The organism is Pseudomonas izuensis, assembly GCF_009861505.1.
Taxonomy (GTDB): domain Bacteria; phylum Pseudomonadota; class Gammaproteobacteria; order Pseudomonadales; family Pseudomonadaceae; genus Aquipseudomonas; species Aquipseudomonas izuensis.
Map to the genome: position 1 here is coordinate 1 of NZ_WTFT01000049.1, position 14890 is coordinate 14890.

The following is a 14890-nucleotide window of genomic DNA, read 5'->3' on the forward strand; positions in this document are numbered from 1 at the left end:
CTCACGTCGACCACCCCCCCCCCTCCCAGCGGACTCCCGGCCACTGCAACCCGTGCCGCCCTCCCGGCCTCCACCGTTTCGATACCTGACTCCCATTCCCAGGACTCGAGCGCCTATGCCAAGGATGGTGGCGGTGGCGGTGGTCACGGCGGCGGCGGCGGTGGCGGCAACAGCGGCGGCGGCGGCAACGGCGGCGGGGGGGGCAACGGCAGCGGTGGCGGCGGCAACAGTGGGCATGGCGATGGCGGCAACAGTGGTCACAGCGGCAGCGACCATGGCAATGGGAATTCAGGCCATGCCGGATCTGGAAGCTCGAACTCCGGTCGCAGTGGTACTCATGCAGAGGCGGGAGACGACCACGGTAACCACGCCCGCGGTGAGGTCGGTGACGATCACGGCGTCCACGCTGGCGGCGAGCCCGGTGACGATCATGGCGTCCACGCCGGCGGCGAGCCTGGTGACGACAATGGCAACCATGTGGGTGGCGAACCCGGCGACGACAACAGCCGGACTTGAAGCGGCGGCCTGATGACCTCATACAAAACCCCGGGACCGGTTTTGTATGAGGCACGGCAAAAAATACCCGCCAGCATTCATGGGATTATTTCCCACGCAGCTATACTAGGGTTGTCTATCCAGGAATGCGCTGAATGCAATCGTCCACCCTGCCCGCCTCCCTCCTCAAAGCCCTGCGGCATGTCATGCGGCCGCTGGTACGCCTGATGCTGCGCAAAGGCGTCACCTACCTGGTGTTCGCCGACCTGCTCAAGGAGGTTTTCGTCGAGGTGGCGGACCGTGAATTCCGCCTGGACGACAAGGCACCGACCGACAGCCGCATCAGCCTGCTCACCGGCGTGCACCGCAAGGACGTAAGGCGCTTGCGCGATACCAGCGACCCGATTTCTTCGACGCTTCCGGAAAACATCACCTTCGGTGCGCAACTGGTCAACGCCTGGACCAACGCGCCTTTTTGCGACAACGCCGGCCAGCCACTGCCGCTGCCTCGATTGGCCAGCGTGGGTGGCGACCGCTCCTTTGACGCCCTGGTGGCGAAGGTCAGCACCGATATCAGGGCGCGAGTGGTGTTGGACGAATGGCTGCGCCTGGGCGTCGTGCGCCTTGACGAGCAAGAGTGCGTGCACCTCGAAGTCCAGGCCTTCGTGCCGCAAAAGGGCTTCGATGAGAAAACGGCTTACCTGGGGCATAACCTGCATGATCATGCCTGCGCTGCGGTGCACAACCTGACCAGCGAAGGCCCTGCCTTTTTTGAGCGCAGCGTCCACTATGATGCACTGGCCCCGATGAGCGTCGAGGTGTTGCGCGAGGCCGTTGCCAGCGAGGGGATGCAAGCCCTGCTGAGTTTCAACCGACTCGCCGCCGAACTGGAATTCAAGGACCTGCCCAGCCCTGAACCACGCCAGCGCATCACGGTCGGCTTGTATTTCTACACCGAAGCTTCCGATCCCAATTCGCCGGCCCCTAAGCCATGACCCTCCATTCGCGCCTGATCCGTGCAATCGCCCTTATTCTGGGCCTCGGGCTTCCGATTGTGCTGCAAGCCGCCCCCACCTGTGTCAGTCAGGATAATGCGGGCATCAGTGGAGAGCCGGTCATCCAGGCACCGGGCGGCACCGGCGGTACGGGCGCGGCGCCTGGTGGCATGGGCGGTACCGGCATCGACACCGATAACGGTGGAGTCGGTGGCACCGGCGCACCGATTAAAAAACGCCCTGGTGGCATGGGCGGCACAGGTGATGTTGCAGGCGGCGTGGGTGGCACGGGCATCAGCAATGACAACGGCGGGATCGGTGGCACCGGCATTGTCGGCACCATCACCGGGTTCGCCTCGATCTGCGTCAATGGCGTGGAAGTGCACTTCAACAAAAACGTTCCGGTCAGCGAGAACGGCATTGCCGCCACCAGCACCCACCTGGCGATAGGCCAAGTGGTTGCCGTGGAAGCGTTCAATTCCCGGCGCGGCCTGGAGGCCGGACGCATTTCTATCCTGCACGTCTACGAAGGTCCCTTGACTGCCCTGCCGAGAGATTCCATGCCCATGCGTGTCATGGGGCAACCGGTACGCCTGGCCAGCGGTGCTCAAGTCGCTTCCGGCCTGCGCCCCGGTGATCCCGTACGGGTCAGCGGGCTGCGCGATGCCCGCGGTGAAGTGGTCGCCAGTCGCATCGACCGGGCGCCCGACCTCAAGGAGGCCAGCGCTATCGGCCCGGTGGATCGCAGCGGTTATCTCCAGGGGATCAAACTCGGCAATAACCCGGGCCCGGCGCAGGAAATGCTGGTGCGCGGCCAGTGGTCCGGCCGTGAGCTGAACGTGACCCAAAGCCGACCCGATCCGAGCCTGCCTTTCATTGGCCGGGTACACAATGCGGTGATCGAGGGCCTGGTACAGGGCCGGAACGACCGCCAATGGGTGGTGGGTGGCTTTAATGTGACGCTGGCGCGCGACACCGTGTTTGTCGGTGTGCAGCCGTCGGAGCTGGCGCTGGATCGACGCGTGCGGGTCAGCGGTGTGTTCAGTGGCGCGCGGGACGTGCGGGCAACGCGCATCGAATTGCCCCGCGAACACTCCGATTCACCCGCGAGCAACCAACACGGACAACTTCGAACCAACGAGCAAAACACGGACGACTCAAGTGGCTCGAGCAATTCGGGCGATTCCAACAGTTCCGGCAGCTCCAACAGTTCCGGCAGCTCCGGCAGTTCGGGAAACTCGGGCAGTGACAGGAGTGGCCGCTCCGAGAACGAAGACAGCGTCCGCGACGACACTCGCCACGGGGACAATGACAGTCATGGCGGCAGCGACAGTCATGGCGGCAGCGACAGGCTGGAAAGCGTGGACAAGTCCGGCAAGTCAGAGCGTATCGAGAGGGTCGAGCAACCCGACAAAGTCGAGAAAGTCGAAAGGGTCGAAAAGGTAGAGAAAGTCGAAAAGGTAGAAAGAGTCGAAAAGGTCGATCGCCCGGAGAAAGTTGACAAGGTCGAACGCCCGGAGAAAGTCGAGAAAGTTGAACGGCCAGAAAAAGTAGAGAAAGTCGAAAAGGTCGAGAAGATTGAAAGAGTCGATCGCTCCGGCAAGGGGAGTTAAACCGTGCGGGCATGATGCACTATCGCCATAAATGACTAGGCTGGGTAAGTCACGCAACAAAGCATGCGTGTGAACTTCGATGGTGGAACACACGAGGTGAACATGAACCCCAGGCACGCCCTGCTCGTCGGTTTGCTTGCCAGCCTGGCCTTGCCAGCCCAGGCCGATACCTTCACGACCTCGATTGGAACCGACTACTCGCGGGGCGACTATGGCACCGGTACGACGTCTGAAACCTGGTACGTTCCACTGGTGGGCAAATACGAAACCGGTCCCATGACCTACAAGCTCACGGTGCCCTGGCTGCGCATCACCAATCCTTCGGTCGGCCCTGACGGCGAACCGTTGCCCGGTGGCTGCGGCAAAGTGGAAAGCGGTTTGGGCGACACCGTTGCCGGTGCCGACTATGCCGTGCTTGACGGTAGCGTGAGTGGGGTTTTCGTGGACCTGATCGGTAAGGTCAAGCTGCCCACTGCCGACGAAAACAAGTGCCTGGGCACCGGCAAAACCGACTACTCCGCCCAGGTCGATGTCGCCAAGGCCTTCGGCCGATTGACCGGATTCGCCACCCTGGGTTGGAAAAAGTACGGCGACCCGTCGGGCTCCAACTTCGACAATCCGATATTCGCCGGCCTGGGCTTCGCCATCCCCGTGTTCGCGCGCACCTCCGCGGGCGCGTCCTACGACTGGCGGCAGAAGGTCATTTCCACGGGCGACCCGATCAAGGAACTCACACTCTTCCTCACCCACAAACTCAATCAGAACTGGAAATTTCAGTTGTATGCCGTCAAGGGGTTTACCGACGCCAGCCCGGATGGCGAGGCTGGACTATTGTTCAGCCACACCTACTGAGAACCACCGACTACAGTGTGTTCACCGCTGCAAGACGACGCGGGTCCTCGTCACGCATACACGTCCCGGTATTTTTCGATGAACGCCTGCACGGACAACGCGGGCGTGCCGGTCACTTTCTCCACGACATCGTTTACCCCCGCGAAGATGCCCTCCCGGTAATCCTGAGCGACTTCGACCAGGTGCTGGACCAAGGCCGGTGGAAACCTGTACTCGTGCTCCATCTTGTGCTCGAACGCCTCGATCGATGTCGGTGCGTACTGGATCTGCACGCCAAGCACTTCGCTCATGGCAGCGGCGATCTCGGTGTGATTCATCTCGACCGGCCCATGCAGGCTGTAAATCTTGCCCTCGTGCCCCGCAGGGTTGGCCAGGAGGTGAGCGATCACCCGCCCCTGGTCATCGGTCGCGATCGGCGCGTGACGGCCATTTTCGAAGGGGAACTCGATTTTTTTCCTGGCCAGGATCTCCTTCGCGAAGTGCGGGTAGACGAGCCAGTCCGCGAAGAATGTGGGGCGCAGGTGCGTGGTCGGTACGCCTGACCAGTCGAAAACGCGCTCGGAAATCCAGTGATCCTGTGCCAAATGACTCCTGGACTCGCGCCGCGCGGAGATCTGCGACATGTTCACGATCGCCTGTACCCCCGCCTCCTTCGCTGCCTGGGCAAAATAGGCCGCACCGTCGATGATTCCCGGTGCCAGCGGATAAAGGAAATAGGCCGAACGGATGCCTTCCATCGCCGCGCGGATATCATCGATATTCGTGAAATCGCCCATCGCAATATCAACCCCGCGCTCGCGCAGGGCCGCCGCCCTTTCATCGTCCGTGCGTACGTATGCCCGCACACGCTTGCCCATCTTGAGCAGCTCATCGATGGCAGCCCCACCCGTACGCCCGGTTGCACCGCTTACAAGAATGTCCGCTTCGCTCATGACTGTGTTCCCCTCAAGCAATTGGAGCCTGTGCTCCGACTGTCAATTGACTTCAACGACCGGCTCGGCGGGTTGAAGCCTCTCGTCGCTGCAGAACTGCGCTGCGGCCTCTCAGCTTTCGAATGGAGCGTTGTCGATCAGGTCGCACACGTTCGGGCAATCGAAACCATGTATGTGCCGACGTCCAACGTCCCCCAGCCCGGTACCAATGGCGGTATGCGGTTTTTTCCGGGCAACTTCGGCCACCGCCTGAGTAAACGCGGCCTTCATTCCGATGCGGGGGTAAAGGGCGAGTGTGTCGTCAATCAGTGATGGCGTGATTTCCTCCATGAACAGGCCCATGACATCGACATGCGCCCCCATGTAGATCAGGGCGATTTCCGGTTGCTTGCGGTCCGCGATGCCGGCGCTGGAGTGAAGCGCGATCGCATCCCAGACCAGTTGCGCTTTCGCGTCCGAATACCCGTTCGCTAACAGGAATCGGCTGGCCGCGTCGGCGCCATCGACTTCAAAGCGCTGGTCGGCACAGAACTCGTCGGTAAGCCCCAAGTCATGCAACAGCGCAGCGAGGTAAACGGTTTCCCGGTCGTACTTCAGCCCGCGCTGCTTGCCGAGGAAATCGGCGAACCACCATGTGCGGTGCACGTGATTCAGGAGCGCCCTGGAGTGGACCCGCTCAACGAGCGAAGCGGCCTTGCGGGTGAGTTCTGAATCCGGTGCGACGATGCCGCCGACTGTAACGGGTGTGTTCATGCTTGCTTCCCAGGGTTGAGATTGACCTCGCTCCAATCTAATGATTCTGATTTGTCCAAATTGACTATTTTCAGTTGATTCGTGCCAAAGTGGACGTTGGGACACCCATAGGGGACAACCGTGAAAAAACCAACGAACACCCGCCATCCGCGCTCCGGGCAGATGCAAAAACGCGTGGTGATTCTGGGGATGCCCCCTGTCGATGCACTCGACGTGATCGGCCCTGCCGAGGTGTTTGCCTTCGCCAATAGCCTGCACGACGGCGAAACCGTCCCCTACCAGTTGGACCTGGTTTCATCGGACGGCGACCTTCACTTGGCCAGCAGCACAGGCATCAACCTCACGGCGCATAAAACCCTTGAGCAAGAACGCCAGGCGAACAAGCCGATCGACACCTTGATTGTCGCGGCGGGCCAGCAGTCAGTGGGTCATTTGAACGAAGAGGCCATCGAGTGGATACGGGCGCGTTCCGCCAGCGTGCGGCGCGTGTGCTCGATCTGTGTCGCCGCGTTTGCCTTGGCGAAGGCCGGGCTTCTGAATGGTCGTCGGGCAACCACCCACTGGCAGATGGCACGCGAGCTGGCAGAGCGTTTTCCGCTCATCGAGGTCGACGCGAACCCTATCTGGGTGAAAGACGGCAACGTGTATACCTCGGCAGGCATCTCGGCGGGAATCGATCTCGCCCTCGCGTTGGTCAGCGAGGACCTGGGCGATCACGTCGCGATGGAGATTGCGAAAAACATGGTCCTGTTCCTGCGGCGTCCGGGCGGACAGGCGCAGTTCAGTGTCACGCTTCAATCGCAGCGTGTGCCGGGTTCAAGTCTGGATCAACTGTGCCTGTGGATCAGTGAGCATCTGCACACAGACCTTACGGTCGAGAGACTGGCAGACCGGATGTCGACCAGTGTCAGAACGTTGATCCGGACCTTTCAACGGGACTTGAAGACCACGCCGGCAAAGTATGTCGAAGACGTTCGCCTCGAAGCCGCCTGTCGGGCCTTTGAGCTGGGCGGACATTCAATGGAGCAGGTTGCACGCCAATGCGGCTACAGCAATGTCGATGTGTTGCGCAAAGCGTTTATCAGACGCCTGGGAATAAGCCCCAAGGAATATGCGCTGCGCTTTGCGCCAGCCTGAGCAATGTTGCGTTTACCGCGACTACCTCTAAGCTAGACAAGGACTTACAGGACGTTATACGACACTCCATCGCAACATCACATGTCATTCAATAGTAGTGGGTTAGTAAGAGGCGATATCTGCTCGCAAATTCCCCAATTTGAATAGCCGAGAACTCAAGCGATGAACGAAGAGCCAGGATCCAAAGGATGGTGGCAGACCATTCCCGGTATTTTGACGGCAATCGCCGGCATCATTACGGCAGTAACGGCCATGATTGTTGCGCTCCACGGAATTGGCTACTTTGAATCGCAAACCCCAAAGGCCCCGCAGGGTCAGTCTGGCACCGTCACGCAGGCGACGGGAGGTGAAAGCCGAGCTGACACAGCCGCCAAGGCGCCAATGCCGTCGTCAATTGAAGAGACGAAGCCCTACCCTATAACTCTTTCGTCCGGCGCAGAGGTAAGAGTCGGGGACGCCGTTTACAAAATATTATCAGCGCGGCTTGATCGTCATTCTCCGGGCAAACTTTCGTTGAGGTTCGAAGTGCGGATGACCAACAATGACCGATACGACGCAAACTTTTGGGCGGCTTCTTTCCGCTTGCTGATAGGCGGCGTACTGCGCGCACCGGAAAACGATCTTAACGAGCTGGTAGCCAGCCATAGTTCAAAGGAAGGATCGGTGGAATTTGTAATTCCAGATAATGTCACCGACGCAGGACTCCAGATAGGTGAAGTTGGGGACGATGCGCCCGTACTCCAGATCGATCTGCGTGCACCTCACTAGTGGTTAAAAACGATGCCCATTTTGGTAACCAAGGCGTTTGCGGACGCCGATAGCAAAACCATAAGACCACAGTTAGCCGTTCGAGATTTCCAGCCCAGCCACGTAGTCGGTCAAGTATGCATTTCATGGCACAACATCAATGAAGTTGCCGTTGCCTCTGGAGTTCCCGCTTCAACCAGATGCTTGCCGGTTCTACGCCTTCCGAACATCGCACCTCATAGGCGCGGCCACTCATGCTGCTTTTAGTGGCTGCAAGATCGATGAAGTCTTCTGCGCTGTTCACCATGTTCTTGCCTTCGAGATAATTCAGCTTCTTCTCCAGATGCGCCCGAGCGCGGGGACCTGGGTATTCGCTCCCGTTGCGCACAAACTGACACTTGCTGTGTTCGACAAAGTCCAGCAAGCCCTTTATCTCTTGATTGGCCTGAGGTGTGACCTGAGCCTGCGCATTAGGGACAACTGCGAAAAGGCTAATACCCGCAGCCATAATCAATGGCTTGATAAGCCGTCCCGTGACCCTTATCGACATTCGCATGGTTCATCCCGGTCCTGAAAGTGAAATGAATGGAGTGACCTCCAACATACCATCGCCCCCTCCCAATTTTGGATCAATGCAACTCAAGGCGACGGCAGATAGGCCATCGCGCGCGACTCGCCCATCAGCAGCGGATGATTGAGTTCCGCACAGGCGCGCAGGTAGTCGGCTACCAAGGTGATTCGCTTGAGCTTTCGCAGATCCTCGCTGTAGTACATCCAGAACTGTCGAGTGACCTCCACCTGGTCCGGCAGCACTTCGCACAGGCGCGGGTCGGGACCGGCGAGGAAGCAGGGCAAGATGGCCAGTGCGCGGCCTTCCAGCGCTGCATGGTATTGGGAGACGACGCTGGTGCTGCGCAGGCGACTGTGGGCGCCGGGCAGCAGGTCGTTCAAGTAGAGCAGCTTGAAGCTGAAGGCCAGGTCCTCGACATAGGTCACGAACGGGTGACTCGCCAAATCCTCGGTGCTGGTAATCGGCGGATGATTGGCCAGGTACTCCGGTGTCGCATACAGACGCAAGCGGTAGTCGCACAGACGCGAGCACACATACGGACCGCGCTCGGGCCGCTCCAGGGTGATGGCGATGTCCGCCTCGCGCCGCGACAGGTTGACGAAGTGCGGGACCGGCAGGATGTCCACTGAGATATGCGGATAGTGAATGATGAAGTGGCTCATCTGCGTGGTGATGAAGCAGGAGCCGAAGGCTTCGGTACAACCGATGCGCAGGTGCCCGGCGAGCCCCCCGGTGGTTCCGGAAACCTGTTCGCAGGCTGCCAGCAGCGTACTTTCCAGGGTTTCGGCGTGGCTGATCAGGCGCTGACCCTCCACCGTCAGGACGAAACCCGACGTTCGCGATTTCTCGAATAACAGGGCACCCAGGCTTTGCTCAAGGGCGCGGATGCGCCGCGACACTGTGGTGTAGTCCACCCCCAGGCGGCGTGCTGCACCACTGGCGGTGCGGGCACGGGCGACTTCGAGAAAGAAGCGCATATCGTCCCAATTCACATGATTTTGCGTTGTGCGTTTTTGCATATTCATCAGGCTTTTCTGCCAATACATATTGGAAATTTGCAACCATATACTCGCATTCAACGTGATTTGACCAGCACCGTTTCTCGGCCAGGGAGGTCCCAAACTCAATCAGGGCTAACAGCATGAATGCAGGGCGGAACGTCGGCTTTCAAACCGAAAACAGGCAACTGCCCGGCAGCGAAATCACGGCCATATTTTTGCCAGCCGAGGGCTCATGCAGCGAGCACCCTGTCGGCGCAATCCCTTCGACATTCCACCTTCCCCTCGTCTCGGGAAGATCACCAGAGAGGCAATGACTCCAGCAACAGCATTCAGGTGACGCCCCGCTTCGGGTCGTCGCTCGGGTACCCGTACGCCCCTGAAAAGGCCGACAAACAAAAACAATTAAAAAGCGGAGCCTCACCATGACGACCGACCATCCGAATCACGCCCGGACCTGCGACCAGGTCAGGGCCAATCCCAAGTTCCAGCGCCTCACACGCCAGCGCTCAATGCTGGCGTGGTCACTGAGCGGCGCCGTCCTGGCCGTCTATTACAGCTTCATCATGGTGGTGGCCTTCGCCCCCGCCTGGCTGCACCGGCCACTGTACGAGGGCAGTCACCTCAGCCTCGGCATGCCGATTGGCGTGGCAATTATCCTGCTGTCCTGGTTGCTGACTGCCAGCTACGTGCATACCGCCAACACCCGCTTCGACGCGCTCAGCGTGCAGATCCTCCAGGAGACCCGCGCATGAAACGCATAGCCGCCCTTCTCGCCCTTTGCCCCCTGCTGGTCCACGCCGACCCCATCACCGCAGAGAAGCAACCGCTCAATGTGCATGCCATCGGCATGTTCTTCGTCTTCGTCCTCGCCACGTTGCTGATCACTTGGTGGGCGTCCCGCCGCACGCGCTCCGCTGCCGACTTCTACAGTGCCGGTGGCGGTATCACGGGGTTTCAAAATGGCCTGGCGATCGCCGGTGACTATATGTCGGCCGCCACGTTGCTCGGCCTTTCGAGCCTGGTGTTCACCAAGGGCTATGACGGCTTCATCTATATCATTGGCTTCTTTGTCGGCTGGCCCATCGTCACCTTCCTGATGGCCGAGCGCCTGCGCAACCTGGGCCGCTACACCTTTGCCGACATCGTCTCCTTGCGCCTGGATCAAACCCGCGTGCGCAGCTTCGCCGCCCTCGGCTCGCTGACGGTGGTGTGTTGCTACCTGGTGGTGCAGATGGTCGGTGCCGGCCAGTTGATCAAGCTGCTGTTCGGCCTCGACTATCGCACGGCGGTGGTGGTGGTCGGCCTGCTGATGCTGGTCTACGTGATCTTCGGCGGCATGCTCGCCACCACATGGGTGCAGATCACCAAGGCGGTTCTGCTGCTGGCGGGCGGCACGGCCCTGATGCTGATGGCCCTGAGCCGCTTCGGCTTCAGCTTCGAGACGCTGGCGGCCCAAGCCGTGGCAGTGCATGCCAGCGGCGTGCAGATCATGGGCCCGGGCACCTTGCTGGCCGACCCGGTCAACGCGGTGTCACTGTCCCTTGGCCTCGTCTTCGGCATCGCCGGCCTGCCGCACATCCTGATGCGTTTCTTCACGGTGCCCAATGCCAAGGAAGCGCGCAAATCGGTGCTATTCGCCACGGTGTTCATCGGTTTCTTCTTCCTCGTGGTCTGCATCCTCGGCTACACCGCCATCGTCATCGTCGGCACAGACCCGCAGTATTACGTCGACGGTAAGCTCGGCGGCGCGATGATCGGCGGCGGCAACATGGTAGCCATGCACCTGGCCAAGGCCGTGGGCGGCAACCTGTTTCTGGGATTCCTCTCCGCCGTGGCCTTCGCCACCATCCTCGCAGTGGTGGCCGGCCTGGCCCTGGCTGGCGCCTCGGCGATCTCTCACGACCTTTATGCGTCGGTGCTGAAAAAGGGCAAGGCCGACGAGAAGCAGGAAATGCGCGTGTCGCGTATCGCCACGGTCTGCCTGGGCATTGTCGCGATTGCCCTGGGCATTTTGTTCGAGGGCCAGAACATCGCCTTCCTGGTCGGCCTGACGTTCGGCATAGCGGCCTCGGCGAATTTCCCGGTGTTGATCATGGCCATGTACTGGGAGGGCCTGACTACCCGTGGTGCCCTTTACGGTGGCCTCACCGGACTGATCAGCGCCCTGGTCCTGGTCATTGGGTCGCCGTCGGTGTGGGTCGGTGTTTTGGGCCATGCGAAGGCGATCTTCCCCTACGATCAACCGGCGCTGTTCTCCATGCCCCTGGCCTTCCTGGTCATCGTGGTGGTGTCCCGGCTGGACCGCAGCGAACGCGCCGACCGTGAGCGCGCCGCCTATGCCGATCAGTTCGTCCGCGCCCAGACCGGCCTGGGCGCGGCCATGGCCAGCAGTCACTAACGCCGCCGTTTTACGGGGTCTATGCCCCGAGCGCGAGTTCACCCCTTAGCGTCGCGCTTTTTTACTCCCGCCCTGCGCGCCCCCCGCGCCGGGCACCTTCAACAAGCCTTCCCTCCACTGGCCCCGGCCAGTGCGGGAACGGCTTGCCTATAACAACAAGAGGCATGCAATGAAACCCACTCTTTTTACCCTTTTCCTGGCAGGCAGCAGCCTTGCCGTCCAAGCCCATGCGGACTTCCTCGCAGACAGCAAGGCCAAACTGGAGTTGCGCAACTTTTACTTCAATCGTGACTACCGTCAGGCGGGTGCCACCCAGTCCATGCAAGAAGAATGGGCCCAGGGCTTTCTGCTGCGCTACGAGTCCGGTTACACCGACGGCATGATCGGCGTCGACGTCGATGCCCTCGGTCTGCTCGGCGTCAAGCTCGACTCAAGCCCCGATCGCGCCGGGTCCGGCCTGCTCAAACGCGAAAACCAGGCACCCCGGCGCGCCCAGGACGAATACGGCGAAATAGGCCTGACCGCCAAGTTCAAGGCCTCCAGCACGATACTCAAACTCGGCACCCTGACCCCCAAGCTACCGGTGCTGCTGGCCAATGACTCGCGCCTGCTGCCACAGACCTTTCGCGGCGGCCAGCTCAACGTGCAGGAGATCAAGGGCCTGACCATCGATGCCGGGCACCTGGATCGGGTCAACCAGCGCGACTCCTCGGACGACGAGAAAATGGGCATCACCACCACGGGCGCAAAGGGCATCGTCAACAGCCAGGCGCGCAGCAATGCCTTCGATTTCGCCACCCTGGCCTACCAGTGGAACGAGCGGTTAAACACGAGCTACAGCTACGGTGGCCTGGACAATTTCTACCACCAGCACCAACTCAACCTGGTCCAGATGCTGCCGCTGGGTGAAGGACAGTCGCTCAAGAGCGACCTGCGCTACGCCCGTTCCACCGACGACGGCAGCAGCAACATCGACAACACGGCATTGGGCGCTCTGTTCACCTACGCACTCGGCGGCCATGCCTTTGGTCTCGGCTACCAGCGCATGAGCGGCGATACCGGTTTCGCCTACGTCAACGGCAGTGATGCTTTCCTCGTCAACTTCGTGCAGATCGGCGACTTCGCCAACAAGGACGAGCGCTCCTGGCAGGCGCGCTACGACTATAACTTCGCGGCGCTGGGCGTCCCCGGCCTGACCTTCATGACCCGCTACCTGTCCGGCGACAGCATCGATCTGGGCGCCGGCAAGCCCGAGGGCCGCGAATGGGAGCGCGACACCGACATCGGCTACGTGGTGCAGAGCGGCCCGTTGAAGAGCGTCGGTCTCAAGTGGCGCAACGCAACCGTGCGTACCAGCCATTTCGGTAACGACCTCAATGAGAACCGCCTGATCCTCAGCTATACCCTGGCGCTCTGGTAAATCCCCCGCAAGACGGGGGCCGTTCGCATCGCCTGACGGTGCGGACGGCTCCCGACCGGCGCGCAATATTCATGATTTTTTTGCACAACGCACCGGTTTTTATGAGCATTCTTAATTGATTTTTGCATGCCTATACTGGGTTCCACAGCCTGGTCGTGAACCGGCTCAGACCCAACAAAAACAACCAAGGGCACCCACCGTGAAGACATTCATGCTTGCCGCCGTCTCCCCGCTATCAAGTACCCGCACGGCTCTCGGGAGACTCCAATGAACAGCCACTGCCAACCCTTCCTCGCCGCTCGGGATTTCCTGCTCACTCACCGTACCGACTACGCCACTGCCGTGCGTGATTTCCGCTGGCCGCAGTTGAACGAGTTCAACTGGGCACTGGATTACTTCGATGCGATGGCCGAGGGCAACCAGGCCAACGCCCTGTGGATCGTCGAAGAAGACGGCAGCGAACAGCGCTATAGCTTCGAACAGTTGGCCTTGCGCTCCAACCAGGTGGCCAATCACCTGCGTGACCTCGGTGTGCGCCGCGGCGAGCGCATCTTGCTGATGCTCGGCAACGACGTCGCCCTGTGGGAAACCATGCTGGCTGCCTTCAAGCTCGGCGCCGTGGTCATCCCCGCCACCGCCCTGCTGACGCCCGATGACCTGCGCGACCGCATCGAGCGCGGCCAGGTTCGCCACCTCGTGGTCGGCGGCGCCCATGTCGACAAGTTCGTCGGCCTGGGCGAAGGCTGCAGCCGCGTCTGCGTCGGCCCGGGCCCTGCCGACTGGACCCCGCACAGCGCCGCCAGCGAATACTCCGAACAGTTCGAAGTCGAGGGCCGCACCCTGGCCACCGACCCGATGCTGCTGTACTTCACCTCCGGCACCACCTCCAAGCCGAAGATGGTGCTGCACAGTCACCAGAGCTACCCGGTCGGCCACCTGTCGACCATGTACTGGATCGGCCTGCAGCCGGGCGACCTGCACTTGAACATCTCGTCACCGGGCTGGGCCAAGCACGCCTGGAGCTGCCTCTTCGCACCGTGGAACGCCGGCGCCTGCATCTTCATCCACAATGTCGCGCGCTTCAGCGCCCCGGCCCTGCTCACCGCTCTGGAACGCTACGGCGTCACCAGCCTGTGCGCCCCGCCCACCGTGTGGCGCATGCTGATCCAGGAAGACCTGGCCAGTTACAAGGCGCGCTTGAACCTGCGCGAACTGGTGGGCGCCGGTGAACCGCTGAACCCGGAGATCATCGAGCAGATCCTGCATGCCTGGGACTTGCCACTGCGTGATGGCTTCGGCCAGTCGGAAACCACCGCCCTGGTCGGCAACACGCCCGGCCAACTGCTCAAGCCCGGCTCAATGGGCCGTCCGCTACCGGGCTACCGGGTGACCATGCTCGACCCCGATGGCGTGCCCGGCAATGAGGGTGAAGTGGCCCTGCCACTGGACGTGCGACCACTGGGCCTGATGTTGTGCTACGAGGACAGCCCGGAAAAAACCGCCGAGGTGATGCGCGACGGTTACTACCGCACCGGCGACACCGCACAGATCGACGAAGATGGCTATATCACCTTTGTCGGCCGCGCTGACGATGTGTTCAAAGCCTCCGACTACCGCATCAGTCCTTTCGAGCTGGAAAGCGCGCTGATCGAGCACCCGGCGGTGATGGAAGTCGCCGTGGTGCCAAGCCCGGACCCAGTGCGCCTGGCCGTGCCCAAGGCGTTTCTGATCCTGGCCCATGACGAACCCGGATGCGCCGAACTGGCCGGCAACATCCTCGCCTTTGCCCGTGAGCACCTGGCGCCCTACAAGCGGGTGCGACGCATTGAGTTCGTCACCGAGCTGCCCAAAACCATCTCCGGCAAGATCCGCCGGGTAGAACTGCGGCAGATGGAAACACAGCGCCGTCAGAGCGACGCGCGCGGCGCTCACGAGTACTTCGAAGAAGACTTCCCACAGCTCAAGGGCTGAATCCG

The 14890-nt window shown here is 61.1% G+C and carries 14 protein-coding genes; 10 read left to right on the plus strand and 4 right to left on the minus strand.

All coding sequences use genetic code 11. The features are described from left to right. The 4 genes from GPL81_RS31755 to GPL81_RS28655 form a co-directional block, all read left to right on the plus strand. Window positions 1-516, plus strand: a 516-nt coding sequence (locus GPL81_RS31755; RefSeq protein WP_281355072.1) for a hypothetical protein, incomplete at its 5' end; no start/stop codon positions are given. 134 nt (window positions 517-650) lie between these two features. Then, the gene (locus GPL81_RS28645) at window positions 651-1490 is read left to right on the plus strand and encodes a DUF6502 family protein (RefSeq protein ID WP_160109457.1); all 840 of its coding nucleotides are present in this window, start codon (window positions 651-653) and stop codon (window positions 1488-1490) included. Then, window positions 1487-3103, plus strand: a complete 1617-nt coding sequence (locus tag GPL81_RS28650; RefSeq protein ID WP_160109458.1) for a DUF5666 domain-containing protein — start codon at window positions 1487-1489, stop codon at window positions 3101-3103. The genes GPL81_RS28645 and GPL81_RS28650 overlap by 4 nt, the downstream gene beginning before the upstream one ends. Before the next feature lie 102 nt (window positions 3104-3205). Further along, window positions 3206-3955, plus strand: coding sequence for a hypothetical protein (locus GPL81_RS28655; protein ID WP_160109459.1), 750 nt, complete (start codon window positions 3206-3208; stop codon window positions 3953-3955). Window positions 3956-4005: 50 nt separating this feature from the next. On the opposite strand, the gene GPL81_RS28660 is transcribed toward GPL81_RS28655, so the two are convergent. Continuing rightward, entirely contained in the window at window positions 4006-4887 is an 882-nt protein-coding gene (locus GPL81_RS28660) for an NmrA family NAD(P)-binding protein (protein WP_160109460.1), read from the minus strand. A gap of 111 nt (window positions 4888-4998) precedes the next feature. Continuing rightward, the gene (locus GPL81_RS28665) at window positions 4999-5640 is read right to left on the minus strand and encodes an HD domain-containing protein (RefSeq protein WP_160109461.1); all 642 of its coding nucleotides are present in this window, start codon (window positions 5638-5640) and stop codon (window positions 4999-5001) included. A 162-nt stretch (window positions 5641-5802) separates the two neighbouring features. Here GPL81_RS28665 and GPL81_RS28670 point away from each other — a divergent pair, with 162 nt between their 5' ends. Next, window positions 5803-6777, plus strand: coding sequence for a GlxA family transcriptional regulator (locus GPL81_RS28670; protein WP_160109536.1), 975 nt, complete (start codon window positions 5803-5805; stop codon window positions 6775-6777). A gap of 162 nt (window positions 6778-6939) precedes the next feature. Then, a complete protein-coding gene (locus GPL81_RS28675; RefSeq protein WP_160109462.1) occupies window positions 6940-7545 on the plus strand; it encodes a hypothetical protein in 606 nt (201 codons plus the stop codon). 136 nt (window positions 7546-7681) lie between these two features. Here the strand turns inward: GPL81_RS28675 and GPL81_RS28680 are convergent, their stop codons facing one another. Both GPL81_RS28680 and GPL81_RS28685 read right to left on the minus strand, forming a co-directional pair. After that, window positions 7682-8080, minus strand: a complete 399-nt coding sequence (locus GPL81_RS28680) for a YfeK family protein (RefSeq protein ID WP_178122634.1) — start codon at window positions 8078-8080, stop codon at window positions 7682-7684. An 83-nt stretch (window positions 8081-8163) separates the two neighbouring features. Beyond that, on the minus strand, window positions 8164-9114 hold the full coding sequence (locus GPL81_RS28685; RefSeq protein ID WP_218585670.1) for a LysR family transcriptional regulator: 951 nt from the start codon (window positions 9112-9114) through the stop codon (window positions 8164-8166). Between the two features lie 404 nt (window positions 9115-9518). Here GPL81_RS28685 and GPL81_RS28690 point away from each other — a divergent pair, with 404 nt between their 5' ends. From GPL81_RS28690 to GPL81_RS28705, 4 genes are all read left to right on the plus strand, one after another. Continuing rightward, window positions 9519-9848, plus strand: coding sequence for a DUF485 domain-containing protein (locus tag GPL81_RS28690; protein WP_096510612.1), 330 nt, complete (start codon window positions 9519-9521; stop codon window positions 9846-9848). After that, window positions 9845-11494 (plus strand): cation acetate symporter, encoded by a 1650-nt coding sequence (locus GPL81_RS28695; RefSeq protein WP_160109463.1) that lies wholly within the window; start codon window positions 9845-9847, stop codon window positions 11492-11494. Before GPL81_RS28690 ends, GPL81_RS28695 begins: the two co-directional genes overlap by 4 nt. A 169-nt stretch (window positions 11495-11663) precedes the next feature. After that, window positions 11664-12914 (plus strand): OprD family porin, encoded by a 1251-nt coding sequence (locus GPL81_RS28700; RefSeq protein ID WP_160109464.1) that lies wholly within the window; start codon window positions 11664-11666, stop codon window positions 12912-12914. Between the two features lie 267 nt (window positions 12915-13181). After that, window positions 13182-14885 carry an AMP-binding protein gene (locus tag GPL81_RS28705; RefSeq protein ID WP_160109465.1) on the plus strand — a complete coding sequence of 568 codons (1704 nt, stop codon included), beginning with the start codon at window positions 13182-13184 and terminating at the stop codon, window positions 14883-14885. Window positions 14886-14890 lie beyond the last annotated feature (5 nt).